Genomic DNA, 22,839 nt, shown 5'->3' with positions numbered 1-22,839 from the left:
TGTGTGCCTCGCTCTGAGCATGTCGCTGGTCGGCAGCTACGTCGCACTCTCCAAGCCGCTGGCGGCGGCTTTCCCCGTGTTCCTTCTGGCGTGGCTGCGCTTCGGCATCGGCGGAATCGCCATGCTGCACTGGCTCCGCAAGCCGGTCGACGAGCCCCCTCTGACTCCACGCACGCAGGCCCTGCTGTTCCTGCACTCCTTCCTGGGCAACTTCCTGTTCACGGTCTGCATGATCTATGGGGTGAGCCTGACCAGCGCTACATCGGCCGGCGTGATCATGGCGGCCATCCCCGCCGCCGTGGCGGTCATGAGCTGGCTGTTCCTGCACGAGCGCGTGGCGCCCCGCACCTGGGTCGCCGTGGGCTGTGCCGCGATCGGCATCGCGCTGTTTTCGCTGTCGAACACTGGCAGTGCGGCGCACACAGCCGGCACACAGACTGCGGCCGCTGGGAACCTGCAATGGCTGGGCCACCTTCTGCTGCTGGCCGCCTCCCTTTGCGAGGCAGCCTACTCCGTCATCGGCAAGAAGCTCACCGGTACGCTGGGCCCCAAGCGCATCACCTCGCTGATCAATCTGTGGGGCTTCGCCATCGCGACGCCGCTGGGCCTGTACTTCGCCTGGAGTTTCGACTTCTCCGCCGTCTCGCCCGGCACCTGGGCGCTGCTGGTGTTCTACGCGCTGGCAGCGTGCATGTGGACTGTCTGGCTTTGGATGACCGGCCTAAAGGCCGTCCCCGCGGCCCAAGGAGGCGTGTTCACGGTGCTACTGCCGGTGAGTGCCGCACTCGTCGGAGTGCTGGTGCTGGGCGAGCGGTTCACGGCCATGCAGCTGCTGGCGTTCGCCATCGCCCTGGCCAGCGTCGTGCTGGCCACGTTTCCTTCACGTGCCGCACTGCGGGTAGGGCGGAAGACGGCGCGGCCAGGCTGACTTCCGCATCGCCCAGCCTTCGCGGCCGGACGGGTCTTGGCTCACCGGCCGGTGACCTTGCGGATAGGAGGACGGATGCTGTCACGCCGGGCGGGCAGGACCACCGCGTGTTCGCGCGGGACGTTCAGCACGATGCAGGTCGACGTCTGCGCCAACAGGCAGAAGCCCGTCACCACCGCATCCAGGTGGCTCACGTCGATCACGACGATCTCCAGCACCCAGCTGTCATCGCCGGTCACGTTGTAGGCATTGACCACCTCTGGCGTGTTCTCTATCAAGTGCACCAACCGGGCGTATTCGGCCCGCCCCACCCGAATGATGGCCCGGATACCGTAGCCCAGCCGGGCGTAATCCACGCGCGCGCCATAGCCCTGGATCACCCCGGCGGCTTCGAGCTTGCGCACGCGCTCGGTCACCGCGGGTTGGCTCAGGTGCACGCGACGGCCCAGCTCTGCCATGGATAGACGCCCATCTGCCTGCAGTTCGGCCAAGATACAGCCATCGTGGGAATCCATTTCATAGATTTCTGCCATCAACTTATTTGACCATCAAAACCACGGTACAACCGGCCCATTACCTTGGTTGTGCCATGGAACAAAGGGGTGCCCGCCGATAGGATCCTGCCCCATGCCTTCCTCTTCCTTTTTGCTGTCGGCGCGCGCTCCGCGCCTCGCTCCCATGCTCTGGGCGGCACTGCTTGCCTGTTACGTGGTCTGGGGCTCCACCTATCTGGCCATCCGCGTCGCTCTGACGAGCTTTCCGCCCTTCTTCCAGATGGGCACCCGCTTCCTGGTGGCGGGTGGCCTGCTGATGGGCTGGGTCGCCTGGCGCAGATGTCGCGCTTCAGGCAGCCGAGGGACGCTACCGCCCTGGCCCAGCGGCCGGCAGTGGCTGCACGCGCTGCTGATCGGCGGCCTGATGCTCGGAGTCGGGATGGGACTGACCGCCACGGCTAGCATCCACATCAGTTCCGGACTCATCGCGGCCTGCATTGCCGTGGTACCGATGATGATCTGCGGCTGGGGCCTGCTGTGGGGCCGCAGGCCTTCCCGGGGGGAGTTGATCGGCATGGCGCTCGGCTTGGGCGGGGTGCTGCTGTTGATGCGCGGCGCCAGCTTCGCCGCATCGCCCGCAAGCGTCGCCTGCATCCTTGCGGCAACGGCGGCCTGGTCCCTGGGATCGGTGCTGTCGACCACCCGCTTTGCGCTGGCGCCCGGCGCCAGCGGCTTCGCCAGTGAGATGCTGTGCGGTGGCACGCTGCTCATGGTGGTGTCCTTCGCGCTTGGCGAGCGCCCGCAGTGGCCGCCGCAGCCCGCCGCCATCGCAGCCTGGCTGTATCTGGTGGTACTGGGGTCGTTGGTCGCTTTCAGTGCCTATATGTCCCTGCTGGCGCATGCCAGCGCACCGCTGGCTTCCAGCTATGCCTTCGTGAATCCGCTGATCGCGCTGCTGCTGGGCAGCGCCCTGGCGGGCGAATCGGTCACCCGCGGGGAATGGCTTGCGTGCGCGGTCATCCTGGCGGCCGTGTTGCTGATCCTGCTCGCGCGGGGCCGCCGCTGAGGCGGGCGTTGGCGTCTGCGTCCTGGTTTTCCGCGCCCGGCGCGGCCGGGGCGGTACGACTTCGATAGCACAAAAGCCCCGTCCACCCTGCAGAAGGGCGGGGCACTGCCGCAACAAATCGAGGCAAAAAAACCCCTTTCTCCCTTGGAAACGCGTTTTTTTCCCAGTAGCATCGCCGGAGCCAGTGGAGAAGCAGGTTTTCGCTGGTGACGTATTTCACTCCCCAACAAGGAAAACCCAACATGGCAACTGCAAAGAAGGCCCCGGCCGCTGACGCCAAGGCAGCAGCACCCGCAAAGAAGCGCACGCCCAACGCTGCCTTCATGAAGGCACTGACCCCCAGCCCCGCTCTGGCTGCCGTGGTCGGCTCCACGCCTCTGCCACGCACTGAAATCATCAGCAAGCTGTGGGTCTACATCAAGGCCAACAACCTGCAGGACGCATCCAACAAGCGCATGATCAATGCCGACGCCAAGCTAAAGGAAGTGTTCGGCAAGCCCCAGGTCTCGATGTTCGAGATGGCTGGCCTGATCGGCAAGCACGTCAAGTAATAGAGCGCCCTCCGGGCCCCCAAAAGCCGGCACAGTGTGCCGGCTTTTTTTTGGGCTGATGCCCCCCGCTACCCCGATTCCGGCTGACCACGATCAACGCCTGCTTACACAGAGATATGGAACGATTGATAATGCGATGAATTCGCATTTATAATTCCTATATCATTCACCAGCCAGCCACCACTGCCCGCTCCCATGATCGTCTGTGTATGCCGCCGGATTTCTGATCGCGAGATCGCACGCCACGCGCATGCGGGGATGAGCTTTGACGAGATCCAGTTCGAATTGGGCGTGGCCACCCAATGCGGGCGCTGCGAAAGCTGCGCACGCGACGTCGTGGCCCAGTGCAGTTCGTCCCACCCTGTCGCGGCCCTGCACAAGGAAGCCGCCACGCAGACGATCCAGCTTGCCAACTCCATTCAGGAAAGCAAAGCATGGAATTGCTCTCAACGCTCGCTGGCAGCCTGATCCTCGTCGTGGGATCCGTCTGGTGGATCCTCCGTAAGTAATATTGCTCTTTTTGGCCTCTGGCGCTTGTGGATACAGCGCCGGCAGCTATCACTTTTATGTCCCAGTTTGATCGATATGGCTCCTCCGGGGGCTTGAGCCGCAACGCCGTGATCGCGGGCTCCGTGGTGGTACTGCATGTGGCGGCGCTGTGGGCGCTGCAGTCGGGCCTGCTGCGCCGTGCGGCCGAAGTCATCGTGCCGGCGGAGGTGCTCAGCGAATTCATCGCGCCACCCGCGCCGCCGGCCCCTCCCCCGCCCAAGCCGGCTCCCCCGCCGCCGCCGAAGCCCGCGCCCCCCAAGGCAGCGCCCCGCCCTGCGCCGATGCCGGTGGCCGTCCCCTCGCCCGCGCCTGCGCCGAATGCCCCGACGGGCATCGTAGAACCCCAGCCGCCAGCGCCGCCCATCGAGGCCCCGGCAGCCCCCCCGGCGCCCGCGCCTGCCCCCCCGGCACCGCCAGCGCCGCCCAAGATCGAATTGCCCTCGAGCGATGCCGCCTATCTGAACAACCCCAAGCCTACGTACCCCGCCATCAGCAAGCGGTTGGGTGAGCAGGGCAAGGTCGTGCTGCGCGTGTTGATCGGCACGGACGGCCTGCCTCAGAAGGTGGAAATCAACAAGTCCAGCGGCTTCGAACGGCTGGACCGCCAGGCGCAGGACGCCGTGATGCGCTGGCGCTTCGTGCCCGGCAAGCGCAACGGTGTCCCCGAGACCATGTGGAACCTGGTCCCCGTCAATTTTGTTCTCGAATAATTTTCAGGAGTTTTCATGGAATCGCATTTCGGCATCGCCAACGTCTGGATTCAAGGCGACTTTGTGACCCGGGCCGTGGCCGTGCTGCTGCTCGGCATGTCGCTGGCGTCGTGGATCGTCATCCTCATCAAGGCCCTGGACATCGTGAAGTTCAAGAAGCACGCCCGTGCGGCGCGTGACTTCTGGCACAGCGAAGACTTCGCCGCCGGCATGAACAAGCTCGGCCAGGATCCGCAGAACCCCTTCCGCCATCTGGCACTGGAAGGCCGGGAAGCCACGGCCCACCACCGCAACACCAAGGCCCACCTGCACGACAGCCTGGATGTGAGCGACTGGGTGACCCGCAGCCTGCGCAACTCCATCGACGAGTTCACGGCCCGCCTGCAATCCGGCCTGGCCATCCTGGCCTCGGTAGGCTCGACGGCCCCGTTCATCGGCCTGTTCGGCACCGTGTGGGGCATCTACCACGCCCTGGTGGCCATCGGCACGTCGGGCCAGTCGACCATCGACAAGGTGGCCGGCCCCATCGGCGAGGCGCTGATCATGACGGCCCTGGGCCTGGCCGTGGCCATCCCCGCCGTGCTGGGCTACAACGCGCTGGTGCGCGGCAACAAGTCCATTCTGAACAACCTCAACAGCTTTGCGCACGACCTGCATGCCTATTTCGTGACCGGTGCCCGCGTGAGCGCGCCCGGCGAGAGCAAGGGTCTGCCGATCAAGAAGGGTTGATGCGCCATGGCATTCGGAACGCAAGACGACGCCGATGAGGTGATGAACGAGATCAACATGACGCCCCTGGTGGACGTCATGCTGGTGCTGCTCATCATCTTCATCATCACCGTGCCCGTGATGAAGCATGCCGTGCCCGTGGACCTGCCCAAGGCTTCGAACCAACGCGAGGACATCAAGCCGGAAACCATCCGCCTGTCGGTCACCGCCGATGGCAAGTACCACTGGAACGAGACCACCATCACCGACGAGGAACTGGAACCGCGCCTGAAGGCCGAAGCTGTCAAGGACCCGCAGCCGGATCTGCACATCCGCGGCGACAAGGAAGTGCGCTACGAGCGCGTGGCACAGGCCATGTCGGCCGCGCAGCGCGCCGGCGTGCGCAAGATCGGGTTCGTGACCGATCCGCAGTGAGATCGTTCTTACAAAAAAAGACCAGCGCCTCCTTGACGATCAATTGCGAATGGTTATCATTAATCAAATCGCAAAGCACGGAGAGTTCTCATGCAAGCCACACTGACCGCCAACCCTTCCGCATCGTTCCTGGGCGCCTCGTCGTTCGACGGCCAAGCCGCAGGCCTCCAGGGTCGGGACGGCTCGCCTGCCGCCACCGTGGACAGCAAGTCGTTGCTGCAGGGGCAGAAGACCGTATCCATCTTCCACAACGGCTCGGTCTACCGCCTGCAGGCGACCAAGCTCGGAAAGCTGATCCTGACCAAATGAGTTTCATCGTGGGGCGACTCCTGGCTGGCTCCGTCCAGCCACACGGGTCGTATTGGCCAGCCAACGGGCATGCTCGCGTAGCCAGGCGCTTTTTCCACGCTGTCACAACACCCATAAAAAACCGGCCCTCGAGGCCGGTTTTTTTATTGCGCCCCCCATCACCGAGAACGGGGCGCGGCTCCGCCAGCGGCTGCTGGCGAGCCTGCAGATCAGAGACCGAGAGCAGCGATGCCGGCGCGGGCGATCTGCGCGTCTTCGGTGGACTTCACGCCGCTGACGCCCACGGCGCCCAGGCATTGGCCGTCCTTCATGATCGGCACGCCGCCTTCGAGCAGGCCTTCGATGCCGGGGGCGGTCAGGAAGGCCGTGCGGCCGTTGTTGATGATGTCCTCGAAGGCCTTGCTCTCGCGGCGGGCCAGCGCAGCCGTGTGGGCCTTGGCCGGGGCGATGCCGGCCGACGTGGCGGCCGCGCCGTCCAGGCGCTGCAGCCACAGCAGGTGCCCGCCGTCGTCCACGATGGCGATGGTCACCGCCCACTGGTTCTGCAGCGCTTCGGCTTCGGCGGCGGCGGCGATCTTCTTGACGTCGGACAGTTCGATTACGGGCTTGGTCTTCATGGTGTGGAAACGGATGGGAAGAGGAAAAGAAGGGGGTGATGCCCCGGCGGACGGGACGGGGCGCAGAGCCCCGGCGGAAGCGCGCTTCGAGCATACTGGCAACCACCCGGCGGTGGGCCGGCGGCCGGGTCAAAAGATTGCATCCTAAAAGTACGGGAGTGCGGGAGGGTATTGCAACGGGGCCTTGGGGCCACCACCTAGAATTTGATCGTCTGCGCTGTGCAGGCGAACCAAGGAGAGATACAAGATGAACACCGAAGTCACCAACTATGGCTCCGCGGGCTACGGCATTTCGCAGGAGCAACGCCACAAGGTGCTGCGCAACACCTACTGGCTTCTGGCGCTGAGCCTGCTGCCCACGGTGCTGGGTGCCTGGATCGGCGTTTCCACGGGCATCACGCAGTCGCTGCGCGGTGGCGTGGGCCTGATCGTATTCCTGGGCGGCGCGTTCGGTTTCATGTTCGCGATCGAGAAGACCAAGAACTCCGCCGCCGGCGTGCCGGTGCTGCTGGCCTTCACGTTCTTCATGGGCCTGATGCTGTCGCGCCTGATCGGCATGGTGCTGGGCTTCAAGAACGGCGCCGACCTGATCATGACGGCCTTCGCCGGCACGGCAGGCGTGTTCTTCGTGATGGCCAGCCTGGCCAGCGTCATCAAGCGTGACCTGTCGGGCATGGGCAAGTGGCTGTTCGTGGGCGCGATGGTGCTCATGGTGGGCGCCATCATCAACGTGTTCGTGGGCTCGTCCGCCGGCATGATGGCCATCTCGGTGGCTGCCATCGGCATCTTCAGCGCCTACATGCTGTACGACCTGAAGCAGATCCTGGACGGCGGCGAAACCAACTACATCAGTGCCACGCTGGCCCTGTACCTGGACATCTTCAACGTGTTCCAGAGCCTGCTGGCGCTGCTGGGCATCATGGGCGGCGAGCGCGACTGACGCGCGGCAGCCACCCGCTCTTCGAAAGGCCTCTCCGGAGGCCTTTTTTTGCGCCCGGGGCCGCACTTGCTCCTCAACCCCCGGCAGGGCGTGCCGATAATCAGGAGACATGCCCGCCTCTCTCCACCTCCCCTCCTCGCGCTGGACCGCGGCCTCGCTGGCCGTGCTGCTGCTCGCCGGCTGCGAGATCCCCGGCCTCGGGCCCGACCCGCGCGTCACCCAGCGCGAAGCCGAGGCCAAGGCCGTGGGCGGCGCCTGCCGGCACGCGCTGCGCGGGCTGGAGGACTGCTTCACGCTGAACCCCAAGGCCAACAAGGCCCAGGTCTTCGCCGGCTGGAAGGAGATGGATCAGTACATGCGCGAGAACAAGATCGAGGGCACGCCGTCCGTCCTGGGCAAGGTCGAGAAGCCGGCCGCCCCCCGCCGCTCCGACGAGATCGAGACCGAAACCCGCGAGCCCGGCGCCGACCGCAACCGCAGCTGACGGCCACCCAGCGCACACGCTCACTTATTGATAGCTGCCTGCGCTTTTTAAATAAGGGCCAGGGGCATATTTCATCCCTATATGGCTTTCGGGCAACTCCCGAGGCCCTTTTTCCTCTACGACCCTCTCCATGAAAAAAGCCACGCTCCTGGAGCGTGGCTTTTGCTTGCGCGGTGCGCAGGAGCGTCAACCGATCAGGCGCGTTCGAACACCGCCATGCTTTCCACGTGCGCCGTGTGCGGGAACATGTTGACCACGCCCGCCGCCACGCAGCGGTAGCCGGCCTGGTGCACCAGCAGCCCGGCGTCGCGCGCCAGCGTGGCGGGGTTGCAGCTGACGTAGACGATACGCTGGGGCGGCGTCCAGCCCTCGGCTGCGGCCGGCAGGGGCGGCGCGTCCTCGGCGCCGATGCGGGCCTGGTGGATATCGGCGAGGGCCTTGGCCAGGGCGAAGGCGCCCTCGCGCGGCGGGTCGACCAGCCACTTGTCGGCCACGCCGTCGGCGACCAGCATCTCGGGCGTCATCTCGAACAGGTTGCGCGCTACGAAAGATGTAGCTGCAAGCGATTGACCAGCGGGCGCCAGAGCCTGATTGGACACATAGTTTTCACGTGAACGGGCCACCAGCGCCTCGCTGCCCTCGATGCCCAGCACCTCGCGGGCCTGGGTGGCGATGGGCAGCGTGAAGTTGCCCAGGCCGCAGAACCAGTCGATCACGCGCTCGTCCTTGCCGGCGCCCAGCAGGCGCAGCGCCTTGCTGACCAGTACCCGGTTGATGTGCGGGTTGACCTGCGTGAAGTCGGTCGGCTTGAAGGGCATGACGATGCCGAAATCGGGCAGCGCGTAAGACAGCTGCGGGCCGCCTTCGTCCAGAAGCCGCACGGTGTCCGGCCCCTTGGCCTGCAGCCACCATTGCACGCCGTGCTCCGCGGCAAAGGCGCGCAGCTTGGCAAGGTCACCGTCCGACAGCGGCTCCAGGTGGCGCAGCACCAGGGCCGTGACGTCGTCACCGCAGGCCAGCTCGATCTGCGGGCAGGTGTCGCGCGCGTCCATGGACGCGATCAGGGCCCGCAGCGGCATGAGCATGGCGCTCACATGCGGCGGCAGCACGGGGCACACGCCCATGTCGGCGATGTAGCGACTCTTGCGCTCGTGGAACCCCACCAGCACCGTGCCCTTCTTGATGACGTGGCGCACGGCCAGGCGGGCACGGTAGCGGTAGCCCCAGGCCGGCCCTTCGATGGGGCGCATCACCGTCTCGGGCTTGACCTTGCCCAGGTGCCAGAGGTTGTCTTCCAGCACGCGCTGTTTGGCGGCGACCTGCGCGCCCACATGCAGATGCTGCATCTTGCAGCCGCCACAGGCGCCGCCGTGCAGGCCGAAGTGCGGACAGCCCGGGCGTACGCGCTGGGGCGATTCGCGGTGGATGGCCGTGAGGCTGGCCTGCTCCCAGTTGTTCTTCTTGCGGTGGGTGTTGGCGCTGACGATCTCGAAGGTGAGAGCGCCGTCGATGAAGACGACCTTGCCATCGGGCTTGCGGGCCACGCCCTGGGCGTCCATGTCCATGGACGTCACTGTCGAGCCAGCCGGGGGGGAGATCGTTGGGGGAGGATTGTTCTGTGGGGTCGCTCATACCCCACGATTGTCTCAGAGCGAGGGAGCCCGCCTCAGCCCCGGTCGGCGCGCGGCGGGCGCTGCACGAAGCCGCCGTAGCCGCTGCCGGTGGCCGCGGTGGGCAGGCGGTTGATTTCCAACTCGCAGCCGTTGTTGTCCAGCGTGAACACCATGGTGCCGCCGGGCACGACCTGGGGCACGGTCTGGTGCAGCTGGGGCGCCATGTCGACCGGCGGGACGGTCGAGCGGTAGACGAGCTGCTGGTCGGCGCCATAGACCTGGTAGCAGGCGGCCGACGCGCCCTGGCTGGCCAGGCCCGCCAGCAGGGCCGCGGCGGCGTAGCGGATGGCTGGTTGCATGGTGTGTGTCCTCGTTTCTGAAAATGTGCAGGGCATTATTGCGGAGAAGCCGGACCGGCTCCAGCCGGCGATGGCCCCGGGGCTGCGTCAGCCCAGATGCAGGTGGGTGGAATGCTTGACCTCTTCCATCACCGCGTAGGTGCGCGTCTCGCGCACGCCGGGCAGTTGCCAGAGGACGTTGCCGGCGAACTCGCGGTAGGCCGTCATATCGGCGCTGCGGGTCTTGAGCAGGTAGTCGAAGCCGCCCGCCACCATGTGGCATTCCATGATGGCCGGGTGCACCTGCACCGCCGCCTTGAACTCATCGAACACATTGGGCGTGGTGCGGTCGAGCAGCACTTCGACGAACACCAGCATGCCCGCGCCCAGCTTCAGCGGGTTGAGCCGCGCCTCGTAGCCCAGGATGTAGCCGTCACGCGTCAGCCGCTGCACCCGGGCCAGCACCGCGGTGGGCGACAGGGCAACGCTCTCGGCCAGCTTCAGGTTGGCGATGCGCCCGTCTTCCTGCAGGATCTTCAGGATCTTGCGGTCGATGCGGTCCAGATCGTTTTGCTCAATGGCCATGGATAGATTTTTATGAGGCGAATGGCTTTATTTTCGAACATTTATTCGATCAGATTCGCCAGATGATGGCGCCAATCATCATCCCGTCCCGTCATCGGATCCGCCGACGCCCCGCCCCGCCTCCATTACGTCTATGACCATCGCCACCGCCCACACTGCAGCCGCCCCGTCATTCGCGCACCGCGGCGCGGACAACCACCCGCTGCGCCATGCCATCACGGCGGCCTACCGCCGGCCCGAGCCCGAAGCGCTGGCACCGCTGCTGCACCTGGCCCGCGTGCCGCACAGCGTGGGAGCCGACATCCAGGCCCTGGCCCTGCGCCTGGCCGACACGCTGCGCCACCGCAAGGCGGCCGGCGGACGCGCCGGCATCGTGCAGGGCCTGCTGCAGGAGTTCGCGCTGTCGTCGCAGGAGGGCGTGGCGCTGATGTGCCTGGCCGAGGCGCTGCTGCGCATTCCCGATGCCGCCACGCGCGATGCGCTGATCCGCGACAAGATCAGCACCGGCGACTGGGAGCCGCACCTGGGCAAGAGCCCCTCGCTTTTCGTCAACGCTGCGACCTGGGGCCTGCTGCTCACGGGCAAGCTGGTGGCCACGCACAGCGAGCGCGGCCTGAGCGCCGCGCTGCGCAAGCTCACCGCCAAGGGCGGCGAGCCGCTGATCCGCAAGGGCGTGGACATGGCCATGCGCATGATGGGCGAGCAGTTCGTGACCGGCGAGACCATCGCCCAGGCGCTCGCCAATGCCAGGCCGCTGGAAGCCCAGGGCTTTCGCTATTCGTACGACATGCTGGGCGAGGCCGCCCTTACCGCCCAGGACGCCGCGCGCTACATGCAGTCGTACGTGGACGCCATCCACGCCATCGGCAAGGCCTCCAACGGCCGCGGCGTGTACGAAGGCCCGGGCATCTCCATCAAGCTGTCGGCCCTGCACCCGCGCTACAGCCGCGCCCAGCACGCGCGCGTGATGGACGAGCTCTACCCCGTCGTGCTGCAGCTGGTGGAACTGGCCCGCGGCTACGACATCGGCCTGAACATCGACGCCGAAGAGGCCGACCGGCTGGAGCTGTCGCTCGACCTGCTGGAGCGGCTGTGCCATGCACCGTCGCTGGCGGGCTGGAACGGCATCGGCTTCGTGATCCAGGCCTACCAGAAGCGCTGCCCCTTTGTGATCGACTTTTGTGTCGACCTGGCCCGCCGCAGCGGCCACCGGCTGATGGTCCGCCTGGTCAAGGGTGCCTATTGGGACAGCGAGATCAAGCGCGCCCAGGTCGACGGCTTGGCCGACTACCCCGTCTACACGCGCAAGTCGCACACCGATGTGTCGTACATCGCCTGCGCGCGCAAGCTGCTGGCCGCGCCCGAGGCCGTGTACCCGCAGTTCGCCACGCACAACGCGCAGACGCTGGCCACCATCTACCAGCTGGCAGACCCCGCCACCTACCAGCCCGGGCAGTACGAGTTCCAGTGCCTGCACGGCATGGGCGAGCCGCTGTACGAGCAGGTCGTGGGCCCACTGGCGGCCGGCAAGCTGGGCCGGCCCTGCCGCATCTACGCCCCCGTGGGCACGCACGAGACGCTGCTCGCCTACCTGGTGCGCCGGCTGCTGGAAAACGGCGCCAACACCTCATTCGTGAACCGCGTGGCCGATGCCACCCTGCCGCTGGAAGCGCTTGTCGGCAACCCGGTGGCCACGGTGGACGCGGACACCGCCGCCGAAGGCCGGGCCGCCCTGCCCCACCCGCGCATTCCGCTGCCGCGCCAGCTCTACGGCCCGCGCCGCGCCAACTCGGCCGGGCTGGACCTGTCCAGCGAAGACGTGCTGCGCACGCTCGACGCGGCCCTGGCCGCCAGCGCGGGCCAGCAGTGGCATGCCGCGCCGATCATCGACGGGCCCGTTGCCGGCGGAGCCACCACGGCCGTGCGCAACCCGGCGCAGCACGCCGCCGTGGTCGGCCAGGTGCAGGAAGCGGCCGAGGCCGATGTGGACACCGCGCTGCAGGCCGCGCAGTCCGCACTGCCGGCCTGGTCTGGCGTGGCGCCCGCCGAGCGCGCCGCCGCGCTGCGCCGCGCGGCCGACCTGCTGGAGGACAGCACCGTGCCGCTGCTCGGCCTGCTGATGCGCGAGGCCGGCAAGACCGCCGCCAACGCCATCGCCGAGGTGCGCGAGGCGGTGGACTTTCTGCGCTACTACGCGGTGCAGACGGCCGAGCACTTCGACAACGCCACGCACCGGCCGCTGGGCCCGGTGGTGTGCATCAGCCCCTGGAACTTTCCGCTGGCGATCTTCCTGGGCCAGGTGGCCGCCGCGCTGGCGGCCGGCAACACGGTGCTGGCCAAGCCCGCCGAGCAAACGCCCCTGGTGGCCGCCGAGGCCGTGCGCCTGCTGCACCAGGCCGGCGTGCCGGCCGGTGCCGTGCAGCTGCTGCCGGGCCGGGGCGAGACCGTGGGCGCGCGCCTGGTGGGCGACGCGCGGGTGATGGGCGTGATGTTCACAGGCTCCACCGACGTTGCGCGCCTGCTCCAGCGCAGCGTGGCCGGGCGCCTGGATGCGAACGGCCGGCCGATCCCGCTGATCGCCGAGACCGGCGGCCAGAACGCGATGATCGTGGACTCTTCCGCGCTGGTGGAGCAGGTGGTGGTGGACGTGGTGGCCTCGGCCTTCGACAGCGCAGGCCAGCGCTGCTCCGCCCTGCGCGTGCTGTGCGTGCAGGAGGACGCGGCCGACCGCGTGATCGCCATGCTCCAGGGCGCCATGGCCGAGCTGCACGTGGGCAACCCGGGTGCGCTGGCCGTGGACGTGGGCCCGGTGATCGACGAGGAGGCTCGTGCTGGCATCGAGCAGCACATCAGCGCCCTGCGCGCGCAGGGCCGCCGCGTGTTCCAGCAAGGCGTGGCGGGCGAGGTAGCGGCAGCCGGCACCTTCGTGGCACCCACGCTCATCGAGCTGAACAGCATCGCCGAGTTGCAGCGCGAGGTGTTTGGCCCCGTGCTGCACGTGGTGCGCTATGCCCGCGAGCGCATGGACGCGCTGCTCGACCAGATCAACGCCACCGGCTACGGCCTCACTCAGGGCTTGCACACGCGCATCGACGAGACGGTGGAGCGCGTGGTGCAGCGCGCCCATGCCGGCAACGTGTACGTGAACCGCAACATGGTGGGCGCCGTGGTGGGCGTTCAGCCCTTCGGCGGAGAAGGCCTGTCGGGCACAGGCCCCAAGGCGGGCGGACCGCTCTACCTGCTGCGCCTGCTGTCGCAGCACCCGGCCGGCGCGGCGCAGGCGGCCATCGCCAGCACCGCCACTGTCGCGCCCGACGCGCAGGCCCGCACCGCGCTGCAGCCGACGCTGCACGCGCTGGCCGAATGGGCCCACGCGGGCGGCCGCACGGCGCTGGTCGCCGCCTGCGCCGCGCTGGGCCAGTCCAGCGTGGCCGGGCTGTCGGCCACGCTGCCAGGCCCCACTGGGGAACGCAACCAGTACACGCTGGCGCCCCGCGCCCGCACCCTGTGCCTGGCCGCATCGGACGGCGACCGGCTGGCCCAGCTGGCGGCCATCTTGGCGGTCGGTGGGACGGCCGTGTGGCCGCAGCACGAAGCCGCCGCGCTGCGCGGGCAGCTGCCAGCAACGGTGCAGGAGCGCATCGCCCTGGTGAGCGACTGGCAGGACGGCGCGGTGGCGCTGGACGCCGTGCTCCACCATGGCGATGCCGATTCCCTGCGCCGCGTGTGCGCGGCTGTGGCGCAGCGCCCTGGCGCCATCGTCGGCGTCACCGGCCTGGCCCCGGGCGCCACGGACATCCCGCTGGAGCGGCTGGTGATCGAGCGCGCGCTGAGCGTGAACACGGCCGCGGCAGGCGGCAACGCCAGCCTGATGACCATGGCTTGAGGCTTAAGAATTCAAGCCTTTTTGGCCTCTGGCGCTTATTCCACAAGCGCAATCAGCTATTAATTTTATAGCAAAATAAAGAGGCCGGCAGCGGAGCCGCTCAACGTCCGGCCGGGGCAGCCGCTTCCGCCAGCAGCACGCCGTGCGGGACGTGCGCGCTGTGCTGGCCGCGCAGCACGTGCACGACCTGCGGCTGGTCCACCAGCACGCAGGGCTTGCCTGTACGCCGGCAATGGTCCTCCACGCGCCAGTAGGCGTTGTGCCCCACGCAGCCGGTCTGGCAGATGACCAGGTCGGCGGCAACCAGGCTGGCTTCCAGCGCTGCGTGTCCGTCCTCAGCGGCCACGATCGCGGCGTCCGCCGCCGCCTGCGCCGTCACCAGGCCTTCGGCGCTTTCGACCATGCGCTGCGTCACCAGCGCCCCGGACGCGTCCTGCGCGATGCACAGCACGGAGCGCGGGGCCGTGGCATCGGGCCGGTCCACCGCGGCAGCCGGGGCAGCACCGTCCGGCACAGCGGCAGCGGGCTGCACGCCCGATGGCGCGGACGACGCTGGCAGCGGCAGCGGACGGGCGCCGGCACGCCACTGCCAGTGCAGCACATCGCGGGCCAGGTCATGGATGCGCGCGGCCAGCCCTTCCACCTGCCGTGCCAGCACCCGGCGGCGCGGCAACCCCGGCAACTGGGCCAGCAAGGCCGCTCGGTCTTCACGCTCCCAGGCCAGCGCGGTCTCCCGCACCACCACCTGCGCCCGCAGACGGATGATCTCGGCCTGCATCTGCGCGATGGCGTGCGCCTGCGCCGTCACCAACTGGGTGCAGCGCAGTTGGGCCCGCCCGTAGTGCGCCAGCAGCGCCCGGTGTTCATCCAGCAGGTGCTCGAAAGGGGGGGTTGTCATGCGCGCTCCTTGTGGGCGATGGAAACAGGGTGAAGCGCTGCGTGAGCCCCTGCGGGGCAGCACGCCTCATCCCAAATTTTTACCTATTGTATTGATAACCATTCTCATTCAATGCTACACTGCCGTCAATCGCTGACCAGGGCGCCCAGTCCCCGGTCACCGCCGACCAGTTTCATCGTGGGGCGACTCCAGGACTGCCATAGTCCGAAGGGTCGTTTTTGCCAGCCAACGGGCGTGCTCGCGTAGCCAGGCTTTTTTTGCGATGAACCGGCGTCAGACCCCATCCCCTTGCCGTACGCCATGTCCCCTCCGCCGCCCGACCTGCAGAGCGCCGGCCTGAAGGCCACCCTGCCCCGCCTGAAAGTGCTGGAAGTGTTCCGCACCAGCGACGAACGCCACCTGGCCGCGGAAGACGTCTACCGCCACCTGATGGACCGCCACATCGACCTGGGCCTGGCCACCGTGTACCGCGTGCTGGCGCAGTTCGAGCAGACCGGCCTGCTCAAGAAGAGCATGCTCGGGCACCAGAAGGCCGTGTACGAACTGAACGACGGCGAGGAACACCACGGCCACCTGGTGTGCACGGTGACGGGCGAGGTGCGCGAATTCCACGACCCGCTGATCCAGGAACGCCTGGTCGCCATCGCGGCCGAGCAAGGCTTCGACCTGTCCACCTACGTGGTCACGGCGTACGGCGCGCCGCGCACAGCGCGCTGACCCGTCGTCGGCCAGCTCGCGCGCCGCGGGCCCGGCGGCCCACGACACCTTCTCTTCCGTTCACGGTTCCGAATAGCCCTTGGGCCATGCGGCCGGCGCGTCGCAGCAGGCCTCCCAGCCCTGCAGGCGGGAGGTGTGCCCGATCCCCGGGTTGAACGTGTTGGTGGGGTCCAGCTCGCGGTAGAAGCCGGCAAGCGCCGGCTTGGCCACGTACAGGTGGCCCACGTTGTGCTCGGCCGGGTACTCCGCCCGCCGCGCATCCAGCAGCGCCCACATGCGGTGCTCCATCGCCAGCGGGTCCACGCCCTTCTTCACGATGTAGTCCTGGTGGAACACGTGGCAGAAGAAATGCCCGTAATAAAGCTTGTGGATGACATCGCCCTCGACGTCCGCCGGCAGCTGTTCGACCCAATCGCGGTCATTGCGCCGCAAGGCCACGTCCAGCGCCACGATGTCTTCCACGCTGGCGCGGTGCGCCTCGCGGTAGCGGATGGCGGCGCCCGCGATGGCGAAGCGGTGCAGGAACGCCTTGCGCCCTTCCTCCGCATCGCACTCGAAGAATCCGCCGGTGCTGCTGGGGCCGAAGTGCTGCGCCAGGAAATCGCGCGTGGCGTCTGCCGTGTCGTTGGACACCCGCACCAGCAGGTGGTGCTCGTAGCGCTCACGCATCTGCAGCATGCGCGGCGGCAGGTGGCTGGGCAGCAGATGGGTCAGGCCCTGGATGACGCGGTCCGTCACCCCCCGCAGTCCGAAGCGCTCGAAGAAGCCGTCGATGCGGCTCTTGAGCGCGAATGCGGCCGGCACACGCGCCGTGCCAAAGCGGTCGATCAGCAGGAAGGTGTCCTTGCCGTACCGTTCGCCGATGTCGTAGGCCGTGCGGTGGATGTACTCGCCCGCGATGGGCAGCCGCGGCAACGCCGTCAGCAGGTGGCGGCGCACGGCGGTGAGGTCATCGGGCGCATTGCTGCCAACGTAGAACACGGTGCTGGGCTCCTTGGGAAAGGTGTCCAGCCGCACGGCGAACAGGCACAGCTTCCCGGCCGAACCGGAGGCCTCGAACAGGCGCGACGGATCGGCGTTGAAACGCGCAGGCGTGTCGGCGTCCACCGCCCGCACATGCTCGCCGTAGTTCGGGTCGGAGGCCGCGCGCTGCGGATCGTGCAGCACGTCGGCTGCGGTGTAGTCCCCGCTCTGCAGCCGCGTGAGGATCTCCTCGGGCGTATCGCCCAGTACGATGCCCAAGTGGTTCACCAACTGCAGCGCGCCGTCCTCGCGCACCTGCGCGTACAGCGCCAGCTGGGTGTAGGCGGGGCCCCGCCGCACCAGCGCGCCGCCGGAGTTGTTGCAGATGCCGCCCAGCACCGAGGCGCCGATGCACGATGAGCCGATCACCGAGTGCGGCTCGCGTCCGAGCGGCGCCAGCGCCTGCTCCAGGCGGTCGAGCGTGGCGCCCGGCAGGCAGACCACCTGCTCGCCGCCGCCCAGCACCTGCACGCCGGTGATACGCAGCGTGTTGACCAGCACGATCTCGCGGTCGTAGTCCGCGCCGTCCGGCGTGGAACCGCCGGTCAGACCCGTGTTGGCTGCCTGCATGATGACGATGCGCCCGGCCGCCACGGCGGCCTGCAGCACCCGCCACTGCTCGAGCAGCGTGCCCGGCCTCACCACCGCCAGCACCGCCCCTTCGCCCGCGCGGTGGCCTTTGCGGAAGCGCCGCGTCGCCTGGTCGTCAGTCAGCACATGGGCGGCGCCCACGGCAGCGCGCAGCTGGCCGAGCAGCGTTTCGCGCGGAACGGCCGTGGCCGATGCATCAGTCATGTCATGTCTCCATCCATCCGTTGCGTGCCTTGCGGACGCGAATCTTCGATAGGGCGCGGCCCGGGCCTGCAGGCGCCGCCTCAGGACTGCCGGTACCGGGCAGCGGTCGCCCTGCCCTGCCCCGCGCACCGGTAACAGAGGCAGCGGGATACGGCACAGCCGCTCAGAGGGTTGCCATCAGGCCTTCACCAGCAGGTCGCCCGAGATGTCGGAGACCTTGGATACGCTGGTGAGCGTCATCGCCACGCGCATTTCCTTCTCCAGCAGCTCCAGCAGGTGCTTCACGCCGGCCTCTCCGGCGGCGGCCAGGGCATAGACGAAGGCGCGCCCGATCATGGCGGCATCGGCGCCCAGCGCAATGGTGCGCACCACGTCCAGGCCATTGCGGATGCCCGAGTCGGCCAGGATCTTGATCTGTCCCTTCACCGCGTCCGCGATGGCCGGCAGCGCCCTGGCCGACGACAGCACGCCGTCGAGCTGGCGGCCACCGTGGTTGGAGACGATGATGCCGTCCGCGCCGAAGCGCACCGCGTCCTTGGCGTCTTCTGGATCGAGGATGCCCTTGATGATCATCGGGCCCTTCCAGAAGGCGCGGATCCACTCCAGGTCCTTCCACGAGATGGAGGGGTCGAAGTTGGCGCTGAGGTAGCCCATGTAGTCGGCCAGGCCCGTGGGCTTGCCGAGGTAGGCCGAGATGTTGCCCAGGTCGTGCGGACGGCCCATGGCGCCCACGTCCCATGACCAGCGGGGGTGGGTGAACGCCTGCCAGTACCGGCGCAGTTCCGCGTTCGGGCCGCTCATGCCGGAATGCGCGTCGCGGTAGCGCGCGCCCGGCACGGGCATGTCCACCGTGAACACCAGCGCCGTGCAGCCCGCAGCCTGGGCGCGCTCCAAGGCGTTCTTCATGAAGCCGCGGTCTTTGAGCACGTAGAGCTGGAACCACATGGGACGGCTCAGTTTGGGCGCCACTTCCTCGATCGGGCAAACCGAGACGCTGGACATGGTGAAGGGCACGCCGTGCCGGTCGGCCGCGCGCGCAGCCTGCACTTCGCCGCGCCGGGCGTACATGCCCGTCAGGCCCACGGGCGCCAGGGCCACGGGAATGGAGAGCTTCTCTCCGAACAGCTCGATGCTGGTGTCGAGCCGGCTCATGTCCTTGAGCACACGCTGGCGCAGCGCGACCGCGGCCAGGTCTTCGACATTGCGCCGCAGCGTCTGCTCGGCATAGGCACCACCGTCGATGTAGTGGAAGAGAAAGGGCGGCAGGCGCTTGCGCGCGGCTTCTCGGTAGTCGGCAGTGGAGGAAATGATCATGGTTGTCGTGTGGGTTCGGGAGGCAGCAGCGGAGCCACATCCAGTGGCAGCCGCATGGAGCGCTCGCGGCGCGCCCGGTCTTCGTCCAGGCGCTGGATGGTGGTGCGCACATGCTCCAGGTGCTCGCCGATGCACTGGCGCGCGCGCTGCGGGTCGCTGTCGAGAATGGCCTGCATCAGCGCCTGGTGCTGCGCCGTCAGCGCCTGCATGGTCACCGGCTCGCTCAGGCGGAACATGTCGTGCCGGTTGCGCTCCACGGTGGAGAGCACCATGGTGAACAGGCTGTGCATGACCTGCACCAGCACCAGGTTGTGCGATGCCTCGGCAATGGCGAGATGGAACTGGGCATCGGCCCGCGCCGCCAGTTCTGCGTTGCCGCTCTGCTGGTGCTGCAGCATCACCTCGAAGCAGCGCTGGATGCGGTCCTTGTCCTGAGCGGTGGCGCGCTGGGCGGCCAGCCAGGCCGTGCTGCTTTCCAGCGCGTGGCGGGTCTCCAGCACGTCGTAGCGGTAGTGCGGGTCAGAGTCGATGAGTCGCGCCAGAGGCACCACCGCGGGCTGCAGCCATTCCGCCGAAGACGATGTCTGCAGATAGGTGCCGTCTCCACGCCGGCTGGCCAGCACGCCCTGGCTGGTGAGCTTCTGGATGGCCTCGCGGATGGACGTGCGCGATACGCCCAGTTCGGTGGCGAGCTGCCGCTCCGCCGGCAGGCGCTGGCCGGCCTGCAGCCCGCGGGCCTGCACCAGGGCAAGCAATTTCTCGACGACGTGGTCAGCCAGGCGCATGGGATCCTCGGGTGTACGGTTTCAGTGCCCCGGGATCATCCACGGAAAAATGTACGCCTGCAGGGTGGTCATCACACCGATGATGGCGGCGAACACCAGGCTGTGCTTGACCGTGAAGCGGAACAGGTCCGACTCCCGCCCGGCCAGGCCCACCGCAGCGCAGGCGATGGCGATGGACTGCGGCGAGATCATCTTGCCCGTCACGCCCCCGGTGGTGTTGGCAGCCACCGTCAGCACCTGGGGCAGGCCCAGCTGCTGCGCGGTGGTGGCCTGCAGTGCGGCGAACAGCGCATTGGCCGAGGTGTCGGAGCCGGTCAGGAACACGCCGATCCAGCCCAGGAAGGGCGAGAAGAACGTGAAGGCGTGCCCCGTGTGCGCCAGGGCCAGCGCCAAAGTGGCGGACAGGCCGGAGTAGTTGGCGATGAAGGCGAAGGCCAGCACCATGCCGATGGAGTAGATCGGCACGGCCAGTTCCCTGAACGTCTCGCCCAGTGTGGCCACAGCCTTGGCCGGAGAAAGGCGCGTGGAGGCGATCGTGATCAGCGCGGCGATCAGGATGGCCGTGCCCGTGGCCGAGAGCCAGTTGAGCGAATACACCGCACCGTAGGGCGTGGCAGCCGCCACCACGGGCGGCGCCTTCTCCACCAGGTTGTGCAGGAAGGGCACGGGAATATTGACCACCGTGGAGGCGAGCGCGCCCTGCGCCGCAAACAGCGCCTTGAACGGCTTGATGCTCCACACCGTCACCACGGCCGTGAGAATGATGAACGGGGACCAGGCCTTGAGCACCGTGCCGGTCGTCAGCGGCACGCCGCTGGACACACCGGTGGCCGCTGCGGGTGCGGAGCCCGGGGCGGACTTTTCGTCATCGAAGCGGAAGATCCGCTTGGGCTGCCACACCTTCAGGAACAGGGTCAGCGCCACCAACGACACGATGGCCGAGGTGATGTCCGGCAGTTCCGGTCCGATGTAGTTCGCCGTGAGGAACTGGACGATGGCGAACGAGCCCCCGCCCACCAGCACGGCCGGCCAGGTTTCCTTGACGCCACGCCATCCGTCCATGATCGCCATGAGCCAGAACAGCACGATCACCGTCATGAACGGCAGCTGGCGCCCGGCCATCTGCCCGATGGCGAAGGCATCGACGCCCGACACCTGCCCGGCCACGATGATCGGGATACCCATGGCGCCGAAGGCCACTGGCGCCGTGTTGGCGATCAGGCACAGGCCCGCCGCGTAGAGAGGCCGAAAGCCCAGGCCCACCAGCAGCGCGGCCGTGATGGCCACCGGCGCGCCGAAGCCGGCCGCGCCTTCCAGGAACGCGCCGAAGCAGAAGCCCACCAGGATGAGCTGCAGCCGCTGGTCGGGCGTGACGGACAGGATGGACGAGCGGATGACGTAGAACTGACCCGTCTTCACCGAGATCTTGTAGAGGAACACCGCGGCCACGATGATCCACGCGATGGGCCACAGGCCGTAGAAGAAACCATAGACCGCAGATGCCAGGGCCGCGCTGACCGGCATGCGATAGAACAGCAGCGCCACGCCCAAGGACAGCAGCACCGTGATCGTGCCGGCCTGGTAGCCCTTGAGCCGCAGCTTCGTCAATGCGAGGAAGAAGAAGACGATGGGAATGAGCGCCACCAGCGCGGAAATCCAGATGTTCCCGGCGGGGTCGTAGTTCTGTTGCCAGATGGGTTGCATGGCGATGCGGACTCGGGTGAATGGGCGAAAGCCGCCCGGATAAAAGCCACCCCTTGGGCTACCGTGCTCGCGCGCGGCAGTCGATGTGTGGGCGTCTGCTTTCATGAAGTGGCGGCCACCACCGGGTAGAAACTTCCTCCTGGCTTGAATATTGGTATTACCAATGCAAACCAATTGGTGGAATTCCGGAATTCTCCCGCAGTCAATCCATACCGATGCACAGGGAAAACCCCCAAATACCGCGTGCGCCCGTCTATTACCTCCTGTATTGGTAATACCAATAAGCGATATGGATCAAAATGCCTTCCGGGCACTGAAGGGCCGCCCAAAACAATTCGTGAGGTAGCGCGTCGGACCCGTTGATCGCCGTACAGCGGCAAGAAAGCCAGCAGTGTTTGACGGGGAAGACTGACCCTTCGCCGAAAGTCTTCCGGCGGATCTGACCCGAGTGGCAGTCGTTCACAGTGCCGACCACACTGGCGTCAGCAGTGGTGGGAAAAACGCGCGGTCGTCCGGGCGGACGCCTTGCGCGTCCGGAGGCCCATCGCGAACGTCGGCCCTAGCGTGGGAAGCCCGCAGCGCGGCGCATCAGGTTGTCGAATGCACGGTCGGACAGCAGGCGCCGCAAAAAGATCAAAGGCTTCGCGCCGAAGCCAACGGCGTAGCGCGTCTTCGGACGGCGTGCCGCCACCGCTCTGCCGATCGTGTCCGCGATCAGTTCGGGGGGCGACAACTGCTTTCGACTGGCCTCGCCCACCATCCATTCGGACATCGCGCTCGCCTGCTCCGCGTAGGCGCCGCGACCGGACATCTCGCGGAGCTTCGCGGCGGCGATGCCACCCCATTCGGTCTTGATACCGCCCGGCTCGACGATCACGACGTCGATGCCGAACGGCGCCACTTCCAGGCGCAGGCAGTCACTGAAGCCTTCCAGGGCGAACTTGGTTCCGTGGTACCACGCACCCAGCGGCGTGTGCATCCTGCCGCCCATCGAAGTGATGTTGATGATGGTTCCTGACCGCTGCGCACGCATGTGCGGCAGTACCCGCTGCGTCAGGCGGGCAACGCCAAACACGTTGACGTCGAACTGGGCGCAGGCCTCCGCGAGTGGCACCTCTTCGACTGCACCGTAGGAGCCGTAGCCTGCGTTGTTGACCAGCACATCGATGCGCCCGGACCCGCCGGCCACCGCATCCACACCGGCCTGTACCGACGCGTCGTCGGTCACATCCATCTTCAACACATGGATGCCAGCGCGTGCCAGCGACCGCATGCGGTCGACACGCCGCGCTGCGGCATAGACGATACAACCCTGCTCTTTCAACCTGAGCGCGGTGGCTTCGCCGATTCCGGACGATGCGCCCGTGACCAGCGCGACTTTGGCATTCAT

The 22,839-nt window shown here is 67.5% G+C and carries 22 protein-coding genes and 1 pseudogene; 12 read left to right on the top strand and 11 right to left on the bottom strand.

Translation table 11 applies throughout. The annotated features are described in order from the left end of the window. The first annotated feature begins 19 nt into the window (after positions 1 to 19). Positions 20 to 928: a DMT family transporter gene (locus tag QE399_RS13905; RefSeq protein WP_405044120.1), complete on the top strand. Its 909-nt coding sequence runs from the start codon at positions 20 to 22 to the stop codon at positions 926 to 928. A gap of 41 nt (positions 929 to 969) precedes the next feature. Here the strand turns inward: QE399_RS13905 and QE399_RS13900 are convergent, their stop codons facing one another. Further along, on the bottom strand, positions 970 to 1,443 hold the full coding sequence (locus tag QE399_RS13900; RefSeq protein ID WP_309829411.1) for an Lrp/AsnC family transcriptional regulator: 474 nt from the start codon (positions 1,441 to 1,443) through the stop codon (positions 970 to 972). Between the two features lie 112 nt (positions 1,444 to 1,555). On the opposite strand from QE399_RS13900, the gene QE399_RS13895 reads away from it, so the two are divergent. The 7 genes from QE399_RS13895 (at position 1,556) to hemP (ending at position 5,750) form a co-directional block, all read left to right on the top strand. Next, positions 1,556 to 2,488: an EamA family transporter gene (locus QE399_RS13895; protein ID WP_309829409.1), complete on the top strand. Its 933-nt coding sequence runs from the start codon at positions 1,556 to 1,558 to the stop codon at positions 2,486 to 2,488. 242 nt (positions 2,489 to 2,730) lie between these two features. Next, the gene (locus QE399_RS13890) at positions 2,731 to 3,039 is read left to right on the top strand and encodes an SWIB/MDM2 domain-containing protein (protein ID WP_309829407.1); all 309 of its coding nucleotides are present in this window, start codon (positions 2,731 to 2,733) and stop codon (positions 3,037 to 3,039) included. 195 nt (positions 3,040 to 3,234) lie between these two features. After that, a complete protein-coding gene (locus tag QE399_RS13885) occupies positions 3,235 to 3,507 on the top strand; it encodes a (2Fe-2S)-binding protein (protein WP_309829405.1) in 273 nt (90 codons plus the stop codon). A gap of 98 nt (positions 3,508 to 3,605) precedes the next feature. Continuing rightward, positions 3,606 to 4,298 carry an energy transducer TonB gene (locus QE399_RS13880; protein ID WP_309829402.1) on the top strand — a complete coding sequence of 231 codons (693 nt, stop codon included), beginning with the start codon at positions 3,606 to 3,608 and terminating at the stop codon, positions 4,296 to 4,298. A 15-nt stretch (positions 4,299 to 4,313) separates the two neighbouring features. Continuing rightward, positions 4,314 to 5,027: a MotA/TolQ/ExbB proton channel family protein gene (locus tag QE399_RS13875; protein WP_309829400.1), complete on the top strand. Its 714-nt coding sequence runs from the start codon at positions 4,314 to 4,316 to the stop codon at positions 5,025 to 5,027. A gap of 6 nt (positions 5,028 to 5,033) precedes the next feature. Then, on the top strand, positions 5,034 to 5,441 hold the full coding sequence (locus QE399_RS13870; protein ID WP_309829396.1) for an ExbD/TolR family protein: 408 nt from the start codon (positions 5,034 to 5,036) through the stop codon (positions 5,439 to 5,441). 90 nt (positions 5,442 to 5,531) lie between these two features. Continuing rightward, positions 5,532 to 5,750: a hemin uptake protein HemP gene (gene hemP / locus QE399_RS13865; RefSeq protein WP_309829394.1), complete on the top strand. Its 219-nt coding sequence runs from the start codon at positions 5,532 to 5,534 to the stop codon at positions 5,748 to 5,750. Between the two features lie 209 nt (positions 5,751 to 5,959). Here the strand turns inward: hemP and QE399_RS13860 are convergent, their stop codons facing one another. Continuing rightward, positions 5,960 to 6,367 (bottom strand): GlcG/HbpS family heme-binding protein, encoded by a 408-nt coding sequence (locus tag QE399_RS13860; protein WP_309829392.1) that lies wholly within the window; start codon positions 6,365 to 6,367, stop codon positions 5,960 to 5,962. Between the two features lie 247 nt (positions 6,368 to 6,614). Between QE399_RS13860 and QE399_RS13855 the strand changes: the two genes are divergently transcribed. Then, entirely contained in the window at positions 6,615 to 7,307 is a 693-nt protein-coding gene (locus QE399_RS13855; protein ID WP_309829390.1) for a Bax inhibitor-1/YccA family protein, read from the top strand. A gap of 109 nt (positions 7,308 to 7,416) precedes the next feature. Continuing rightward, positions 7,417 to 7,791: a hypothetical protein gene (locus QE399_RS13850; RefSeq protein ID WP_309829388.1), complete on the top strand. Its 375-nt coding sequence runs from the start codon at positions 7,417 to 7,419 to the stop codon at positions 7,789 to 7,791. A gap of 194 nt (positions 7,792 to 7,985) precedes the next feature. Here QE399_RS13850 and rlmD read toward each other — a convergent pair. From rlmD to QE399_RS13835, 3 genes and pseudogenes are all read right to left on the bottom strand, one after another. Continuing rightward, positions 7,986 to 9,423, bottom strand: a pseudogene (gene rlmD / locus QE399_RS13845) (23S rRNA (uracil(1939)-C(5))-methyltransferase RlmD). A gap of 34 nt (positions 9,424 to 9,457) precedes the next feature. Then, positions 9,458 to 9,763, bottom strand: a complete 306-nt coding sequence (locus tag QE399_RS13840) for a hypothetical protein (protein ID WP_309829386.1) — start codon at positions 9,761 to 9,763, stop codon at positions 9,458 to 9,460. An 87-nt stretch (positions 9,764 to 9,850) separates the two neighbouring features. After that, the gene (locus QE399_RS13835; RefSeq protein ID WP_309829384.1) at positions 9,851 to 10,327 is read right to left on the bottom strand and encodes an Lrp/AsnC ligand binding domain-containing protein; all 477 of its coding nucleotides are present in this window, start codon (positions 10,325 to 10,327) and stop codon (positions 9,851 to 9,853) included. Positions 10,328 to 10,460: 133 nt separating this feature from the next. On the opposite strand from QE399_RS13835, the gene putA reads away from it, so the two are divergent. Beyond that, complete coding sequence (putA, locus tag QE399_RS13830; RefSeq protein ID WP_309829382.1) at positions 10,461 to 14,213, top strand: trifunctional transcriptional regulator/proline dehydrogenase/L-glutamate gamma-semialdehyde dehydrogenase; 3,753 nt, start codon at positions 10,461 to 10,463, stop codon at positions 14,211 to 14,213. Between the two features lie 100 nt (positions 14,214 to 14,313). On the opposite strand, the gene QE399_RS13825 is transcribed toward putA, so the two are convergent. After that, positions 14,314 to 15,111 carry a DUF2325 domain-containing protein gene (locus tag QE399_RS13825; protein ID WP_309829380.1) on the bottom strand — a complete coding sequence of 266 codons (798 nt, stop codon included), beginning with the start codon at positions 15,109 to 15,111 and terminating at the stop codon, positions 14,314 to 14,316. Between the two features lie 300 nt (positions 15,112 to 15,411). Here QE399_RS13825 and QE399_RS13820 point away from each other — a divergent pair, with 300 nt between their 5' ends. Continuing rightward, complete coding sequence (locus tag QE399_RS13820; RefSeq protein WP_309829378.1) at positions 15,412 to 15,828, top strand: ferric uptake regulation protein; 417 nt, start codon at positions 15,412 to 15,414, stop codon at positions 15,826 to 15,828. Positions 15,829 to 15,888: 60 nt separating this feature from the next. Here the strand turns inward: QE399_RS13820 and dld are convergent, their stop codons facing one another. The 5 genes from dld to QE399_RS13795 all read right to left on the bottom strand — a co-directional run bounded on the left by dld (position 15,889) and on the right by QE399_RS13795 (position 22,839). Next, on the bottom strand, positions 15,889 to 17,646 hold the full coding sequence (gene dld / locus QE399_RS13815; RefSeq protein WP_309829377.1) for a D-lactate dehydrogenase: 1,758 nt from the start codon (positions 17,644 to 17,646) through the stop codon (positions 15,889 to 15,891). A gap of 177 nt (positions 17,647 to 17,823) precedes the next feature. Beyond that, a complete protein-coding gene (lldD, locus tag QE399_RS13810) occupies positions 17,824 to 18,960 on the bottom strand; it encodes an FMN-dependent L-lactate dehydrogenase LldD (protein ID WP_309829374.1) in 1,137 nt (378 codons plus the stop codon). Then, entirely contained in the window at positions 18,957 to 19,745 is a 789-nt protein-coding gene (gene lldR, locus QE399_RS13805) for a transcriptional regulator LldR (RefSeq protein ID WP_309829372.1), read from the bottom strand. Before lldR ends, lldD begins: the two co-directional genes overlap by 4 nt. Before the next feature lie 21 nt (positions 19,746 to 19,766). Beyond that, positions 19,767 to 21,449: an L-lactate permease gene (gene lldP, locus QE399_RS13800; protein WP_309829370.1), complete on the bottom strand. Its 1,683-nt coding sequence runs from the start codon at positions 21,447 to 21,449 to the stop codon at positions 19,767 to 19,769. Positions 21,450 to 22,008: 559 nt separating this feature from the next. Then, positions 22,009 to 22,839 (bottom strand): oxidoreductase, encoded by an 831-nt coding sequence (locus QE399_RS13795; protein ID WP_309829368.1) that lies wholly within the window; start codon positions 22,837 to 22,839, stop codon positions 22,009 to 22,011.

This window comes from Paracidovorax wautersii, from assembly GCF_031453675.1.
In the GTDB taxonomy this organism is placed as follows: Bacteria; Pseudomonadota; Gammaproteobacteria; order Burkholderiales; family Burkholderiaceae_C; genus Paracidovorax.
This window is presented reverse-complemented; position numbering and strand designations above follow the sequence as displayed.